The sequence below is a fragment of the Gramella sp. Hel_I_59 genome, assembly GCF_006714895.1.
Taxonomy (GTDB): Bacteria; Bacteroidota; Bacteroidia; order Flavobacteriales; family Flavobacteriaceae; genus Christiangramia.
In genome coordinates this window covers 882,465-898,346 of sequence record NZ_VFME01000001.1, presented here as the reverse complement: position 1 = coordinate 898,346, position 15,882 = coordinate 882,465, and the positions used below count along the sequence as shown (strand labels likewise).

19 protein-coding genes are annotated in these 15,882 nt (G+C 38.1%); 11 read left to right on the top strand and 8 right to left on the bottom strand.

The annotated features are described in order from the left end of the window. Window positions 1-9: 9 nt before the first annotated feature. The 8 genes from JM79_RS04105 (at window position 10) to JM79_RS04070 (ending at window position 5,749) form a co-directional block, all read left to right on the top strand. A complete protein-coding gene (locus JM79_RS04105; RefSeq protein ID WP_141876933.1) occupies window positions 10-255 on the top strand; it encodes a hypothetical protein in 246 nt (81 codons plus the stop codon). A gap of 75 nt (window positions 256-330) precedes the next feature. Next, window positions 331-981 (top strand): flavin reductase, encoded by a 651-nt coding sequence (locus JM79_RS04100; protein ID WP_141876932.1) that lies wholly within the window; start codon window positions 331-333, stop codon window positions 979-981. Further along, complete coding sequence (locus tag JM79_RS04095) at window positions 971-1,114, top strand: DUF2256 domain-containing protein (RefSeq protein ID WP_141876931.1); 144 nt, start codon at window positions 971-973, stop codon at window positions 1,112-1,114. Before JM79_RS04100 ends, JM79_RS04095 begins: the two co-directional genes overlap by 11 nt. Beyond that, a complete protein-coding gene (locus JM79_RS04090; RefSeq protein WP_141876930.1) occupies window positions 1,114-2,394 on the top strand; it encodes a DASH family cryptochrome in 1,281 nt (426 codons plus the stop codon). The genes JM79_RS04095 and JM79_RS04090 overlap by 1 nt, the downstream gene beginning before the upstream one ends. Continuing rightward, entirely contained in the window at window positions 2,382-3,929 is a 1,548-nt protein-coding gene (locus JM79_RS04085; RefSeq protein ID WP_141876929.1) for a cryptochrome/photolyase family protein, read from the top strand. Before JM79_RS04090 ends, JM79_RS04085 begins: the two co-directional genes overlap by 13 nt. A 136-nt stretch (window positions 3,930-4,065) precedes the next feature. Beyond that, window positions 4,066-4,221: a lmo0937 family membrane protein gene (locus JM79_RS04080; RefSeq protein ID WP_141876928.1), complete on the top strand. Its 156-nt coding sequence runs from the start codon at window positions 4,066-4,068 to the stop codon at window positions 4,219-4,221. A gap of 63 nt (window positions 4,222-4,284) precedes the next feature. Beyond that, the gene (locus JM79_RS04075) at window positions 4,285-5,043 is read left to right on the top strand and encodes an SDR family oxidoreductase (protein ID WP_141876927.1); all 759 of its coding nucleotides are present in this window, start codon (window positions 4,285-4,287) and stop codon (window positions 5,041-5,043) included. Window positions 5,044-5,077: 34 nt separating this feature from the next. Then, on the top strand, window positions 5,078-5,749 hold the full coding sequence (locus JM79_RS04070; RefSeq protein WP_141876926.1) for a hypothetical protein: 672 nt from the start codon (window positions 5,078-5,080) through the stop codon (window positions 5,747-5,749). Between the two features lie 44 nt (window positions 5,750-5,793). Here JM79_RS04070 and kynU read toward each other — a convergent pair whose 3' ends face one another. Continuing rightward, window positions 5,794-7,080: a kynureninase gene (kynU, locus tag JM79_RS04065; protein ID WP_141876925.1), complete on the bottom strand. Its 1,287-nt coding sequence runs from the start codon at window positions 7,078-7,080 to the stop codon at window positions 5,794-5,796. A 92-nt stretch (window positions 7,081-7,172) separates the two neighbouring features. Between kynU and JM79_RS04060 the strand changes: the two genes are divergently transcribed. Then, window positions 7,173-7,814, top strand: coding sequence for an O-methyltransferase (locus tag JM79_RS04060; protein WP_141876924.1), 642 nt, complete (start codon window positions 7,173-7,175; stop codon window positions 7,812-7,814). On the opposite strand, the gene JM79_RS04055 is transcribed toward JM79_RS04060, so the two are convergent. The 7 genes from JM79_RS04055 to JM79_RS04025 form a co-directional block, all read right to left on the bottom strand. After that, complete coding sequence (locus JM79_RS04055) at window positions 7,815-8,372, bottom strand: phosphatase PAP2 family protein (protein ID WP_141876923.1); 558 nt, start codon at window positions 8,370-8,372, stop codon at window positions 7,815-7,817. 10 nt (window positions 8,373-8,382) lie between these two features. Then, window positions 8,383-8,664 carry a twin-arginine translocase TatA/TatE family subunit gene (locus JM79_RS04050; RefSeq protein ID WP_141876922.1) on the bottom strand — a complete coding sequence of 94 codons (282 nt, stop codon included), beginning with the start codon at window positions 8,662-8,664 and terminating at the stop codon, window positions 8,383-8,385. A gap of 81 nt (window positions 8,665-8,745) precedes the next feature. Continuing rightward, window positions 8,746-11,043 carry a M1 family metallopeptidase gene (locus tag JM79_RS04045; protein WP_141876921.1) on the bottom strand — a complete coding sequence of 766 codons (2,298 nt, stop codon included), beginning with the start codon at window positions 11,041-11,043 and terminating at the stop codon, window positions 8,746-8,748. A gap of 61 nt (window positions 11,044-11,104) precedes the next feature. Next, window positions 11,105-11,605, bottom strand: coding sequence for a DUF6702 family protein (locus JM79_RS04040; protein WP_141876920.1), 501 nt, complete (start codon window positions 11,603-11,605; stop codon window positions 11,105-11,107). Between the two features lie 99 nt (window positions 11,606-11,704). Beyond that, on the bottom strand, window positions 11,705-12,508 hold the full coding sequence (locus tag JM79_RS04035) for a carboxypeptidase-like regulatory domain-containing protein (RefSeq protein ID WP_141876919.1): 804 nt from the start codon (window positions 12,506-12,508) through the stop codon (window positions 11,705-11,707). A gap of 46 nt (window positions 12,509-12,554) precedes the next feature. Further along, entirely contained in the window at window positions 12,555-13,325 is a 771-nt protein-coding gene (locus JM79_RS04030; RefSeq protein ID WP_141876918.1) for a hypothetical protein, read from the bottom strand. Continuing rightward, on the bottom strand, window positions 13,318-14,109 hold the full coding sequence (locus tag JM79_RS04025; protein WP_221625443.1) for a hypothetical protein: 792 nt from the start codon (window positions 14,107-14,109) through the stop codon (window positions 13,318-13,320). The genes JM79_RS04030 and JM79_RS04025 overlap by 8 nt, the downstream gene beginning before the upstream one ends. Before the next feature lie 139 nt (window positions 14,110-14,248). On the opposite strand from JM79_RS04025, the gene pepE reads away from it, so the two are divergent. Both pepE and JM79_RS04015 read left to right on the top strand, forming a co-directional pair. Further along, window positions 14,249-14,953 (top strand): dipeptidase PepE, encoded by a 705-nt coding sequence (gene pepE, locus JM79_RS04020; protein ID WP_141876916.1) that lies wholly within the window; start codon window positions 14,249-14,251, stop codon window positions 14,951-14,953. Window position 14,954: 1 nt separating this feature from the next. Continuing rightward, window positions 14,955-15,869 (top strand): glutaminase, encoded by a 915-nt coding sequence (locus tag JM79_RS04015; RefSeq protein WP_141876915.1) that lies wholly within the window; start codon window positions 14,955-14,957, stop codon window positions 15,867-15,869. Window positions 15,870-15,882 lie beyond the last annotated feature (13 nt).

The window sequence follows — 15,882 nt, the reverse complement described above, 5'->3', positions numbered from 1 at the left end:
TTTAATATTATGGATCAGGAAAAACTAGACCATATGAGGTCTACATTGAACAAACTGGAGGATATCAAGAATACTCAAAGTAGTATAATCGATAAAATTAACCACGTGATCACAGATTTGTTCCAGCATCCAGACAAGAACCTGGAAAAGGTTATGGAGGATGCTCACCAAAAGGCATCAGACAATATAGATGCAGTAAGAGAAGCAATGGAGGAATATGAGATGGCCATCAATAAGATGGAAAATCAGAGTTAATTTAAAAATCCATTAACAGCTTTATAGTAAAGCAATCAATAACTTGAGGTCAGTCTAAAAAACTGACCTTTTTTTATGAAACATATTAAAGCCTCAGACATTGAGGAAATGGAAAAAATCTATCGCCTGAATCTTGTAAACAGTTGTACAGGATATAAATCTGCGAATCTTATTGCTACCAGATCCAAATCTGGAAATCCCAATGTAGCCGTATTTAGCTCGGTGACTCATATTGGCAGCAATCCGGCAATGCTTGGTTTTGTGACCAGACCACTGAGTGTTGCTCGAAATACCTATAATAATATTCGAGATACGGAATACTTTACGGTCAATCATATCCAGGATAAAATGATCGAGCAGGCTCATCAAACTGCAGCGAAGTATGATGAAGAAATTTCAGAATTTAATAAAACAGGTCTGGATGAGGAGTATCTCGATGGATTCCACGCTCCCTACGTGAAGCAATCTGAAGTAAAACTGGGCTGCAAATTTGTGAATGAATATCATATCAAAGAGAACGACACCGTACTTGTCGTTGCGTCTATTGAACACATATATTTTGATGAAGGCATTCAAATGCCTGATGGTTGGTTGAGATTAGATGACGCTGGTACAGTAGCAGTAAATGGTCTGGATGGCTATTCCCTGCCAAGTCTGCTTGATAGATTTCATTATGCCCGCCCTGGACAGGAGGTTAAATCTTTCTTTAGTAAGGATGAAGAATAAAACGGTTAAAAAATCTGATTTGCCTCAAAAGATCTGCCCGGTTTGCGAACGGCCTTTTTCGTGGCGTAAAAAATGGGAGAAAGATTGGGAACAGGTGCGCTATTGCAGTGATAAATGCAGAAAAAATAAATAATGAGTACAGGATTAATATGGTTTAGAAATGATCTTAGAACCCAAGATCATGAAGGAATAGCAAAAGCAACAGATAATCACGATAGAGTAATCGCTGTATACTGTTTCGATCCCAGACACTACGAGGAACTGGAAATAGGCTTTCGAAAAACCGGAAAATTCAGAACAAAATTTTTGATAGAAACTATTCATCAACTGCGGAATAATCTTCAGAAGATGCATATTCCACTTTTTGTTTTTCAGAATAAACCGGAAGTTAAAATCGCGGAACTCGTAAAAGAGCATCAGATAGACACCATTTACTTTCAGAAAGAGTGGACAGATGAAGAGAAGGAAGTTGAAAGAAATCTGAAGGAATCTATCCCGGACGTTGAACTTATAGATCATTATCAGCAATTTTTATTTCATCCTGATGATATCCCCTATGACTCCTTCGATGAATTACCTAAGGTATTTACTGAATTCAGAAAAAAGTGTGAAAAGAAAACAGAAGTCCGAGAACTACTTAGCAACTCGAAAATTGAAGAATTTGAGTTTGTTAATGACACCAAAATACCGAGTTTAAAAGACCTCGATTTTAACGAATTTACAACCGACGAGCGGTCTGCATTCCCATTTCACGGTGGAGAAGATGAAGCATTAAAAAGAGTTGAACAATACTTCTTTAAACAGAGGAACCTGGAAACTTACAAGGAAACAAGAAATGGTTTAATTGGCACAGATTACAGCTCTAAGCTTTCTGCATGGTTAGCGAATGGAAGCATCTCACCCAGACAGATCTATTTCAAAGTCAAGCAATATGAAAAAGAAATTAAAAGCAATCAGAGTACATACTGGCTTATTTTTGAATTAATATGGCGCGACTTCTTTAAGTACATCTCCCTTAAGCATGGGAACAAGATTTTTCAATTAGAGGGAATTCGAGGAAAATCTCACGACTGGAATGATGATAATGAAACTTTCAGAAAGTGGATTAATGGAGAAACTAAAGAGGATTTTGTCAACGCCAATATGCTGGAAATCGCCCATACCGGCTTTATGAGCAATCGCGGAAGGCAAAATGTGAATAGTTATCTAGCGAAAGAGCTGAAACACGACTGGCGAAAAGGCGCTGCATGTTTTGAAAGTCTGCTCATAGATTATGATGTGCATAGCAACTGGGGAAACTGGATGTACAATAGCGGAGTCGGAAATGATCCACGCGATAGAAAATTTAATATTAAAAGTCAGGCAGATCGCTACGATCCCGATAACGATTATCAAGATTTATGGCTGAAGTAAAAAAAACGCTGAGACTTATTTTAGGTGATCAACTAAATCATCAACATAGCTGGTTCAAAGACGACCTTGAAGATGTGACATATCTTTTTATGGAATTGCGACAGGAAACCGATTATGTGAAACATCATATTCAGAAGGTTGTAGGTTTCTTTAGAAGCATGCGCAATTTTGCCAGCTACCTGGAAGAGAGAGATCACCGCGTCATCTATTACAAGATCGATCATGAGGATAATACTCAGAATCTTGAAAAGAACATAAAAGTCCTGATCGATAAACATGATTTTGAAAGTTTTCAATATCAATTACCAGATGAGTATCGTCTTGATGAGCAGTTAAAAGATTTGTGCGAAAATCTGGAGATCGAAACTAACAATTTTGATACTGAACATTTTTTCACAACCCGTAGCGACCTGGAAAGGTTTTACGAAGGCAAGAAGCAAATGACCATGGAATATTTCTACCGCGATATGCGGAAGAAAAACGATATTTTAATGGTCAATGCTAAAGATCCTGAAGGAGGGAAATGGAATTTTGATAAGAGTAACCGGCAGAAATGGAAAGGCAAGCCTGAAATTCCACACGAAAGAGGTTTCCGTAAAGATGTATCTCATTTAGTTGAAGAAATTAAAAATGCTGGTGTAGAAACTTTTGGATTTATTGAAGGGGATAATTACAACTGGCCAACCTCTCGCGAAGACTCACTTTCAGTATTGAATTATTTTTGCAAAAACTTACTGATACATTTTGGCGATTATCAGGATGCATTGCATACCGACGAAGCATACCTATTCCATTCTAGATTGTCTTTCTGCATGAATACAAAAATGCTGAGTCCCAAAGAAGTCATAGACTCTGTTCTGGATTACTATTACGACCATAAAGACGAGATCGATATTTCTCAAGTAGAAGGATTTATACGGCAGATCCTGGGATGGAGAGAATATATGAGAGGTATTTACTGGAAAGAAATGCCAGGTTATCGCCGGAGTAATAAACTTCGAAATCAGAACAAACTAGCTGGATTCTATTGGGATGCGAATACAAAAATGAATTGCCTGCATCATTCTATCAAGAATAGTCTGGAAAATGCTTATGCACATCACATCCAGCGACTTATGATCACCGGTAATTATGCCCTACTTACTGAAACTCACCCAGACGAAGTTGACCAGTGGTATCTGGGAATTTATATCGACGCCATTGAATGGGTAGAAATAACTAATACTCGTGGAATGAGCCAGTTTGCAGATGGTGGAATTGTTGCAACGAAACCATACGTTTCCAGCGGTAGTTACATTAATAAAATGAGCAACTACTGCAAGGATTGTCACTATAAAGTAAGTAAGAAGACCGAAGATGATGCCTGTCCATTTAACAGTCTTTACTGGAATTTTCTGGATTCTAACCGGGAACATTTTGCTGGAAACCAGAGGATGAATATGATGATGAGCCTACTGGAAAAGAAGCCTCCGGAAGAAATGCAGAAAATAAGAAATCGCGCGGCAGAAATCATTTCGAATCCTGAACGCTTTTAGTACTTATAGTTAAATCAAGGTTAAATGAAAACCAGTGGGTTAATGCTTTGTCTAATTTAGTCCTGGAATTATTAAACCACCTAACTAAAAATCATTAACCAAAGGCAGGATAAAACCAGTCTAAAACCAGAACATTATGAGAGATTTAATTTGGCTTATTATCGTATTACTAGTAATTGGATGGCTAATTGGATATTTTGCATTCCCAGATTTAGGAAGCATCATACATATCCTTATTGTTGTAGCTGTAATACTAATCCTGTACAAGTTACTTACAGGCCGTAAACTATAATATTCAATATAATTGTTACTAACCCTTTGAGCGATCAAAGGGTTTTTTGTTTAAAATCGAAATATGTGGAGATTAGAATCTAAGAAGGTATTGGTAACCGGTGGAACAAAAGGAATTGGAAAAGCATGTGTAGAACAATTTCTGGAATTGGGTGCACAGGTACTATTCACTTCCAGAACATCAAGTGAAGTGGAAGATCTGGAAAATGAACTGAAGGATAAAGGTTACATAGTTAAAGGCCTTGTTGCTGATGCTTCAAAACTATCTGATTCTGAAAAAGTTTCGAACTGGATTTCTGAAAACTGGAGTAGTCTGGATGTACTCGTTAATAATGCCGGTATCAATATCCGGAAAAAGGCACACGAATATTCTGAAGAAGAGTACAAGAAAGTTCTGGACATTAATCTGGTAGCGCCTTTTACGCTTAGCCGTTTGCTATTTCCACTTCTGAAAATTTCAGATGGATCGACAATTATTAATGTAGCATCTTCTGCAGCACTTCAGGATGTTGGTACGGGTACTCCTTACGCGATGTCTAAAGCAGGATTATTACAACAAACTAGAAGTCTTGCTGTAGAATGGGCTTCAGAAGGAATAAGAGTGAATGCAGTTTCGCCGTGGTTTACGAAGACTCCACTAACGGAAGGCTACCTGCATAATGAGGAAAAAATGAAATCAATTATTTCCAGAACTCCGCTTAACCGCGTTGCCGAAGCAAAAGAGATTGCCAGTATTGTAGCATTTTTAGCGATGCCAGCTTCTTCATTTGTAACCGGACAGAATATTGTTGCTGATGGTGGAATGAGCATAAACGCACTATAAACAAAAGAATAACTATATTTAAAAAACTAAAACTATGAAAAAACTACTGCTTACATTTCTTGCCGGAATTACGCTTATGTCCTGCAATGAAGACAAAAAGAAGGAAGTAACTCCTGAAGAGGATCCAAACCTGGAAGTTCATGAAAAGATCGCAATGGTCAATGGTTTTGAAGAATTTGATAGTATTAAAAAGATCAAATTTACCTTCAATGTAAAAGTGAACGATTCTCTGAGATCTGAAAGAAGATGGAACTGGAATGTGGATACAGACAAGATTAGTCTAACCGAAAATGACTCGGTAATGAGTTATACCAGAAAGGACAGCCTGGCTGAAGATAAAAAATATATCGATCAGCGGTTTGTGAATGATTCCTACTGGTTATTGTTCCCTTTTCAATTAAAGTGGTCATTGGCAGATCTTAGTGAACCAAAGAAAGCAAAAGCACCAATTAGCGGAGACGAAATGCAGATGCTCACTGTAAGTTATCCAAAAGATGGTGGTTACACTCCAGGTGATAGCTACGACATCTATTTTGATGATGAATTCATGATTAGAGAGTGGGTGTACAAATCTTCAGATGGAGGTCGTGAAATGGCGACAACCTGGGAAGATTATAAAGATTTCAAAGGAATCAAGATTGCTACCATGCATAAATCCAAGGATGATAGTTTTGAATTATTCTTTGATGATATTTCAGTAGAATAGAAGAAAAACAGGTCATAAAAAAAGGAGGCAAATGCCTCCTTTTTTTATGACTTATTTTTTGAGAGTATCCCCTCTTTTAAGATCTGACCGAATCTAAAGATATCTTCATAAGAACAATAAAATGGTGCAGGTGCTAACCTGATCACGTTTGGCTCACGCCAATCCAGCATCACTCCATTCTCCATGAGATAATTAAAGATCTCTTTCCCTTCACCGTGCAAAAAAACTGAAAGCTGAGTTCCTCTTTCCTTCTGCGCTGAAGGAGTAATGATTTCGAAAGTACTGTCTACATCCTTGTCTATTTCGTGCAGTACGAACTCAAGATATGCGACAATTTTGTCTCTCTTCTTTAGCAAGCTATTCATTCCTACCTCAGCGAACATTTCCAGAGACGCAAGATATGGCGCAAGGGCAAGAACCGGTGCATTACTAATCTGCCAGGCATCTGCATTGGATTCTGGTTGAAATTCTGGCTCCATTAAAAATCGACGTTCTTTATTATGTCCCCACCAACCTTCAAATCTGGGAATATCTTTTTTATTATGATATTTCTCATTTATAAAACATCCTGAAGCATTTCCAGGGCCTGAATTCATATATTTATAACTACACCAGGCGGCAAAATCCACATTCCATTCACTTAATTTTAGTTCTATATTTCCCGCTGCGTGAGCAAGATCCCAACCAACAAAGGCTCCAACTTTGTGACCTGCTTTAGTGATAGTATCCATATCCATGACCTGACCTGTGTAGTAATTCACTCCACCAATTAGCACAAGAGCACACTCCTCTCCCACTTCATCTATTTTACTAAGGATATCCTCTGTTCTAAAATTATGCTCTCCATCGCGCTTTTTGATCTCTACGATGGCATCTTCAGGATCAAATCCATGAAAACGAACCTGGCTGGAGATCATATATTGATCGCTGGGAAATGCTTTTTCTTCACAAATGATCTTATAACGTTTGCCTTGTGGTCTGTAAAAGCTTACCATCAAAAGATGAAGATTTACCGTGAGCGTGTTCATAACGGTCACTTCGGAAGGATTTGCACCTACTACTTTAGCTAGTTTTTCAGCAAATTTTTCGTGATAATCCCACCATGGCTTTTCGGCTTTAAAATGACCTTCAACTCCCAGTTCTGCCCAATCCTGCATGATATCATCTACGTACTTTTTTGCAGATTTAGGTTGCAGACCCAATGAATTTCCGACGAAATATATAGCGTCCTTACCTTTAATTTTCGGGAAGATAAATTCATTCCGGTAATTTGCCAGTTCATCTTCCTTATCCAGGCGCTGAGCAAATTCCAGTGAATTTTCAAATTTCATAACTTGTGTTTTTTGTAAAAATACAATTTCGTTTTCAATACTTCGGGACCCGCAGGAAAGAGAAAATCCATATTTTTACCTAAACTTTGAATATGCATTTCCTACCTGAAAATATTGATGAGTATATAGTAGCACATTCTCAGCCAGAACCTCAACATCTGGCAAAATTAAACCGTGAAACTAATCAGAAAGTCATGCAGCCCAGAATGCTTAGTGGTCATTACCAGGGCAGGGTTTTAAGTTTACTTTCCAAGATGAAAAATCCTCGATCTATCCTGGAAATTGGTACATATACAGGCTATTCTGCCCTGTGCCTGGCTGAAGGTCTTACAGAGGATGGAATCCTGCATACGATAGATATAAATGAAGAACTGGAAGACTTTCAGAAGAAACATTTTCAAGCTTCAGCATATAGCGATAGAATCGTACAGCATATTGGTGATGCTACGGAAATCATTCCCAAAATTGAAGAAAAATTTGACCTGGTATTTATTGATGCCGATAAACCTAACTACCCGAAGTATTTCGAGCTGATCATTGATAAAATGAACAGCGGCGGAATTATACTTTCAGATAATGTTCTATGGAGTGGGAAGGTTGTGGAAGAACTTAAAAAAGACGACCTCTCTACAAAAGCGCTACTGGAATACAATGCTCTATTAAATGAGGATCCTCGGGTAGAAACTGTGATCTTGCCAATTCGTGACGGTCTCACACTTTCAAGAGTGAAATAGCTAATAAATCCTTGTTCCAGCTCGGTTATAAAGACTAAAGAAGAGAAAGGCCATTATGATTCCAACGATCATCCCAACGATGATATCGCCTGGAAAATGAACTCCTACATAGATCCTGCTCATTACGAAAAGGAATGGCCAGATATAAGCAAGATATATCCATTTGCTCCATTTTCTCAATGCAAGAACGATAAAGGTTGTCGCAGCAAAGGAGGTTGATGCGTGACCCGAAAAGAAACTATAATTAGTTGGCTCCTGTAATATTCTAATAAGTTCTGCTAATTCAGGTGTATTATTAGGCCTGTTACGAACAGCCAGAGCTTTTACAAGATTTGTAAAGCCATAAGTCACGGCTACAGTTAGTAGCAGAAATAAACTGGTGAAAAGTCCTTTTTTCCAGTGAAATGCTACAAAGAAAAGTAGAAAGAAAACTAGAAATACTGGGATCCAGTGTGCCGGATTGGTAACAAAGATCCAGAAAGTATCATACTTTTCTATTCCAAGGTTGTTCAGGTATACAAATAGTTGCCTGTCCCATTCTTCGATCTGGTCCCACATCGATTACATATTATAGCTTACGACGAACAGAACCTGTGATATCATCGATATCTTCCTTAACCTTGTCAATCTCGCCCCGAACATCTTTCGTGAAGTCTGTATCTATGCCTTGTTTTTCAGCGCTTCGCTGAATTTCACTTTTAATATCATTAGATGCGTTTTTTACCGCTTTCATTCCCTTACCCAAACCTTTGGCTATATCAGGAATTTTATCAGCTCCAAAAACCATCACCAGAATGAACAAAATAAAGCCTATCTCGGCTCCGCTAATAAATAATGGTAACATATGCATAGTAAAACAAATATATATACAAATCTAAGCATAAAAAAAGCCGACTCGTTAAAGTCGGCTTAAATATTATTAGCTTAAAACCTAGTCCTGAGTGGAATCTTTATACTCATCGAACTCACTTTTGTTTTCATTTTTAGGCCAGCTGTTATTGTTCACATCAACATCTGCTGTTTCAAGATCTGGATCTAATGTGATCTTAGTAATTTCCTTATTTGATGGAATTACTTTGCTTACATTACTATCATTCTTTCTCCAGATTTGAACCGGGTAAGTAACTTTTTCTGAAGTTCCATCGGCATAGCTCAATTCTACAATGATCGGCATTACCAACCCACCTGGTTTTTCAAAAGTCACCTGGTAGAAATATTTAGGTGCCTGAAGATTTTTACGCTCTTCCTCGCTAAAGTTATCCATTACATAAGCCTGTAAAGTTTCTGAATTTTCCATTAAGGATTTACCTTTCATATCTTCTGAAAAGGCTTCATCATCTTCGGAAACCACATAAAGTGCTTTGGTTTCTTCAGGAGTTGTTCCATATCTCTTCAACATTTCTCTACCTGCTTCCGTAGGATTATCAGTAACATAGTACTTCTGAACATCTTTAATTCCAATATCTACATTATCTGTAGTATAGAACCATCCTCTCCAGAACCAATCAAGATCTACGCCTGAAGCGTCTTCCATCGTTCTGAAGAAATCTTCCGGAGTTGGGTGCTTGAACATCCATCTTTTAGAATAAGTAGCGAAAGAATAGTCGAACAATTCTTTACCCATAATCGTCTCACGAAGGATATTCAACGCAGTAGCCGGCTTACCATAGGCATTATTTCCTAATTGATAAACTTGCTCTGGATTGGACATAATTGGAGAAATATAGTCTTGGTTTCCTTTCATATAAGGAACGATCTTACTTGGCGCTCCTCTTCTTGAAGGATAATTCGATTCTGGTGCAATAGCCTCAGGATGTTTTTTCCCAAATTCCTGTTCTGCAACATACTGAACAAAGGTGTTGATACCTTCGTCCATCCAACCCCATTGTCTTTCATCAGAATTTACGATCATCGGAAAAAAGTTGTGTCCAACTTCATGAATAATTACACTTATCATCCCGAACTTAGTACGGTCACTGTAGTTACCATTCTCATCAGGACGACCATAATTCCAGCAAATCATTGGATATTCCATCCCTTGATTCTTAGCATGAACTGAAACTGCCTTATGATAAGGATACTGGAAAGTATGCTCTGAGTAGCTCTCCAAAGTTGCAGCTACAGCTTTCGTAGACCATTCTTCCCAAAGAGGATTCCCTTCTTTAGGATAAACAGAAACAGCCATTACATCTTTTCCCATCACATCTACCGCCATCATATCAAGAATGAATTTTCTTGAAGTTGAGAAAGCGAAATCACGAACCATATCTGCTTTGTAAGTCCAGGTTTTAGTTTTTTCTGAAAAGTTTTTTTCTGCCTTTTCAGCTTCTTCCTGGGTAACAATAATTACTGGCTTGTCATAACTTTTCTTAGCCTGCTCATAACGCTTCATCATTTCCTTAGAGTAAACGTCCTTTCTATTCTGAAGTTCACCTGTAGCTTCCATGATATGATCTGCAGGTACAGTGATATTTACTTCATAGTCCCCAAAAGGAAGTGCAAATTCTCCATTCCCCCAGAACTGATAGTTCTGCCATCCTTCAACATCATTATAAACGGCCATTCTCGGGAAGAACTGAGCGATCACATAAGCCTTGTTTCCATCCTCAGGAAATAACTCATATCCTGAACGCGCACGATTGGTCACGTGGTTATTCACATTGTAAGACCATTTGATATCGAACGTATAAGTCTCCCCAGCCTTTAAAGGCTTTGGAAGATCAACGCGCATCATTGTCTGGTTGATCGTATATTCAAGATCTGATCCATTCGCAGATACTTCTTTAATATTGAAACCACCATCGAAAGGAGTTTCCAGATATTTATTAGCGAAACCAGCTGCAGTAGCAACCGGAGCCATTCCGTCTCCATCCTTTTGAGGAGCATCTTTTTTTCTGATATTCTGATCTAGTTGAACCCATAAGTATTCAAGGTCCTGTGGAGAATTATTGTGGTAGGTGATAGTTTCCTCTCCGGTAAGCACAGAATTCTTATCGTCAAGAACGATATCCATTTTGTAATCTGCCTCATTCTGGTAATACGCAGGTCCAGGTGATCCAGATGCAGTTCTATACTGGTTTGGAGTTGCCAGTTCCTGGTACATTTGCCGGAATTTGTTTTGATTGGTATGGCCTTGCTGCCGTGGTTCCTGTTGTTCAGTTTCCTGTGCGTTGATACCTGCAAAGACAAACATCATGAACACGGAGGTCAACAATTTTAATCGCTTCATTTACTAAATTTTAATTTATAGGTTGCTAAAAATAAGATTTTATACGTCAATGGAAAAGTTTTCAGAAATTAACCCTGTCCCTACCTTTCGCTTTCACCAGCAGCATACTTTCGATCACATCACCTTTCTTCACATGAACAATATTTTTTTGTGTATCGAATAGATCTGTAAGCACGAGATTTTCTACTTCTACAGTTTTAAAGGATTCCACATTTTTGCCTTCCAGAAATAGGACAATTTGATCAGCATCAAATTTGCTTCCCAGCAATTTCAATGGAATATCCTGATTCTTTACTTTGATACTTAATTTTTTGGAATAGTACTTTTCGAGAAGATCCTTATTAGCAGAAAGATCCTTTTTATAGGCAAGACTCACATCTTTACCAAAGCGTTTGGTAAGCACATCTTCCATATCATCGATAAATACCCTGGAGATCACCTGCACCGACTTGCTATCTTGCCGGTATTCAATTTCTGTAACACTTAAGTAAGTCTCATGATCTTCACTGCTGAAGGAGCTGAATATAAACAGGCAGCAAAGACTGAAAATGAGGTTTTTCATATATTTTTTTCCGAAGATAAAACAATTACTGCGCCATTCATAGAGATTGAGCAGTCAGCTTTTAGACTTTGAAATAAGTAAATGGTTTAATTAGAGGATTTAGCCAGGAAGCTGCCTTCCTGCGTTGAGATTTTCAGCTCTAAGATTTCTGAAGGATTCGATCCTGGTTTCAAAATATTCAATTAAAACCAATGCATTATTATTAAGAACCAGCTTCTCGAAATTCTGATCTCTATCGCAGTATAGTAGGAAGTTACAAATTTCATTCGCATCAAGATCCAGATCCTTGCTAAAGAACTCTTCTCCTACTATTTTCAGACTAAGATTAGCCAGTTCCTTCGGACTATAAACTATCGGAATCTCTTTGTTTTTCGATAATTTCTCTGCAATAGCCATCGCAATTTTATCAATGCGAATACCTTCGGTCATGCTAGGCTGGTAATAGGGATTTAGTTCCCTGTCTTTCCGGATGAAGTCATCAAGATTCTGCTGTAAACGGTTTTTGGTCTCCACTTCCTTAATGGAAATTAAATTAAGATCATTTGCGAGGTAACCGCTTAACTCAATATCATCGATAAAAACTTCGGAAAGTTCGTTCATGGCTTCGTATAGCTCGATCTCAATTTGTCCGCTTTCGATCATATTCTGCCGAACCACTACTGTCCTATTCTGAAACTGAACCGAAGAAATAAAGAGACTATCATTAATTTCAGCACCAATAAAAAATTCTCCGTTTCCATCACTGGTAGTTCCAGTTTCCTTTGTAAGGTTTACGATATGAACATTCTGAACATCCTTATTTTCAGAAATAATTTGCCCTTTAAGCAAGCCTGTTTCCTGTGCTTTCAGATTCACAGAGAATAAGAAAATAATTAAAACGGCGCCCAGGTATTTATATAACATATGTTTTCTCGTGTCCTACTTCAACGTTCAAATTATAAGAATAGTATTATTCAAGCTGCCTTATTGATTTAAACTCGGGAAGTTTCTCTTCAAAAAATTCCATGAGTGCGAATATTTTTGTTTCGTCAAGCAGGGCTTCAAAGGTGGGGAAATCGACGCAGTAATAAAGGAAATTGACGACCTCATTTTCAGGTAATCCCAAACCGTTTACGAAATAGGCTTCCTGCATGCGACTTCTTGCACGGTTGACCAGTTTGGTCAATTCGGTATTCTCTTCAGCCTTTTTTAGTTGCTTGGTAGTTCCATTAAGCATGTTGATTACCTGTGAAACTGGATCATTCGTATTCGCCTGCATAGCGAGCTCAAGACTCGTTCGCCTGGGTTTGGGAAATGGAATACCAAGTTTTTCGTAAATACTTTTAGGCATCCTGGTGATATCCTGATCAAGCACTCCCGAAAGTTTAATATTATCGAGCTGAACTTCAGAAAGTTCATTCATTTTAGGATATAAAAGTTTGGTCCAGCCATTCTCCAGCTGCTGTTCTCCAATCACTTTAAACTCATTTTCAAACTGCACCGATGAAAAATAAATACTATCGCCTAACTTCAGCATCATATCAAACTCGCCCTTTTCATTGGTCACTGTACCTTTTTCCGCAGTCATATTAATAACGTGAACTCCGCTTTTATCCATTAAGCTATCACTAACAATTTTACCTGAAACAACTTTCCTTTCCTGGGCTTTTACTACGGAAGCGAAACCTACAAGAAAAACCAGCAGTGCATACATCGTAATTTTTCTTTTACATCTATTCATCCTGAGTTCTCATTCTTCGGAATTCAACAATATTATTTTGAAAATATTCGATCATTTCAAGGTCTTTTCCCTGCTCATAAATCAAACTGAAATTTTCATCTTCAAAAGAATAATAGATAAAGTTGATAATCTCGTCACCCTGTAAATCTAGGTGTTCGTTGAAAAACTCCCTTCCGAAGAGATCGATAGCCGCCTGTACTTTCACTTGCAGTTCATCCAGTTCTATCATTTCCCGGAGGTATTTCGTCTTCCCGTTAATATCGTTGATCAAAACATCGAGGGAAACACCGCCCAGAAGAATCCCAATGTATGACCACCGGCTTGTAATGCCTTCGCTAGCGGTATAGAGCCTTAATTCGTTAGGAGTAAGTTTTCTCTCTGGATGCGGAATATGATATTGATCTCTATCGAAATATTCTATTTGATTAAGATCATTATTAAGATAACCGCTAAGTGGCTTCTTTCCAACCTCAACTTCTTCCAGTCTGTTAGCATCAGTGACGATCACTTCGATAGTTCCAGTTCTTAAATGTTCTTCGGAAATCTCTATTTCTATTTTTTCGAACTGCACAGAAGTAAATAAAAGAATATCGCTTTGGCGTACAGAAACTTTGAAAATTCCCGAATCATCTGAAGTGGTACCGGTCCTGGAATTCATATTAATCACATGAACTCCCGACAGTGGTTGGGTTCCGGCTAGAATTCTACCGCTGAGGATTTCAGGTTCCTGCGCAAAGCAATTCAGGCTAAAGCCCAGAAAGCCGAGCAATAGCAGGTATTTCATTCTACTACAAAAAGTAATTTCCAAGTTGGTTAGTTGGTTTCGGTTTAATCATAACGTTCCAAAACTAAAATTAGCCTTTATTAACTCTGTAAACTTTTGTTAACGTATTCGATTCTTTATTTTTACCTTAAAAAGGTATATGAACGCAATATTAGCCAGCACCTCTACTCTACATTCTCAGGACTATCTTGAATACTTGATTCCTCATTTACCCAAACTTTATAAGGATGTAGCGGAAGTCATCTTTATTCCTTACGCCAGACCCGGAGGAATATCTTTAGATGAGTACACCTCACGAGCAAAGGAAGCATTCGCAAAAGCTGATATTAAGATAAAGGGTATTCATGAATTTGAAGATCCTGAAAAAGCCATCGAGAATGCTGAAGGTGTTTTCACAGGAGGCGGAAATACGTTTTTACTGGTTTCAGAATTATACAGAAATCGGGTGATGGCTGTGTTGAAGCAAAAAATAAAGAGCGGAACTCCTTACATGGGAACAAGCGCTGGAACCAATATTGGTGGCTTAAGTATGCAAACTACCAATGACATGCCCATTGTTTACCCCCCTTCCTTTCAAACTTTAGGATTAGTTCCTTTTAATATTAATCCGCATTATCTTGATCCAGATCTAAACACAAAGCATAAAGGAGAAACCCGCGAAACACGAATTAAAGAATTTCATAATCTTAATTCACCGCCTGTAGTGGGACTTCGAGAGGGAAGCTGGCTGGAGTTAAGTGATAATAAAGTTACGTTAAAAGGGGATCTTACAGCCAGAATCTTCAGCAAGGATAAGGTACCTTTCGAAATAGAAACAGAATCAGATCTTAGCGACCTTAATTAATATGGAATACCAGAAAATTTTAGACACGATATATGATGAAATGAGCTACCGGGATGTTTCAGGGAAAGTCGCATCCTACATTCCTGAACTTGCCAAAGTAGATCGACGCAAATTCGGAATGCACGTTTATTGCGGAGATAATCAGCACTTCAATTTTGGTGACAGTAAAGAGAAATTTTCAATTCAGAGTATTTCCAAGGTCTTCACTTTGGCGATGGGCATGCGATTGATGGGAGAAGATCTATGGGATCGTGTTGATGTAGAACCGTCAGGTGATCCATTTAATAGTCTTACTCAGCTTGAATACGAAAGTGGAATCCCCAGGAATCCATTTATTAATGCTGGCGCACTGGTAATTTCAGACATTCTTGTTGACCAATTAAAAGATCCGAAGCAGGAATTACTTGATTTCGTACGTGAAATTACTGGTGATGATGATATTCATTACGATGAAACCGTAGCTGCATCAGAACAGGCAACTGGGTACAGGAATGTTGCTTTAGTAAATTATATAAAGGCTCTTGGAAATATTAAGTGTGATGTACAACCTATTGTAGACTTTTATTTTCATCAATGTTCACTTGCTATGACCTGTGAGCAACTTTCAAAAGCTTTTATGCTTTTTGCCAACAGAGGGCGCATCCTGGAAACCGATAAGAAAATTCTGAAACCGAAAACCGTAAAGCGTATTAATGCCTTAATGCAAACCTGTGGCTTTTATGATGAAGCGGGTGAATTTAGTTTTCAGGTAGGATTACCTGGAAAAAGTGGCGTGGGCGGTGGCATTGTAGCTATACATCCAGAGAATTACTCTGTAGCTGTTTGGAGCCCTATATTAAATGAGAAAGGAAATTCAGAATTAGGAATGAAGGCGTTGGAAAGACTTACTACCCTTACCGGAGTTTCCGTTTTTTAGAGAACTTAACAAT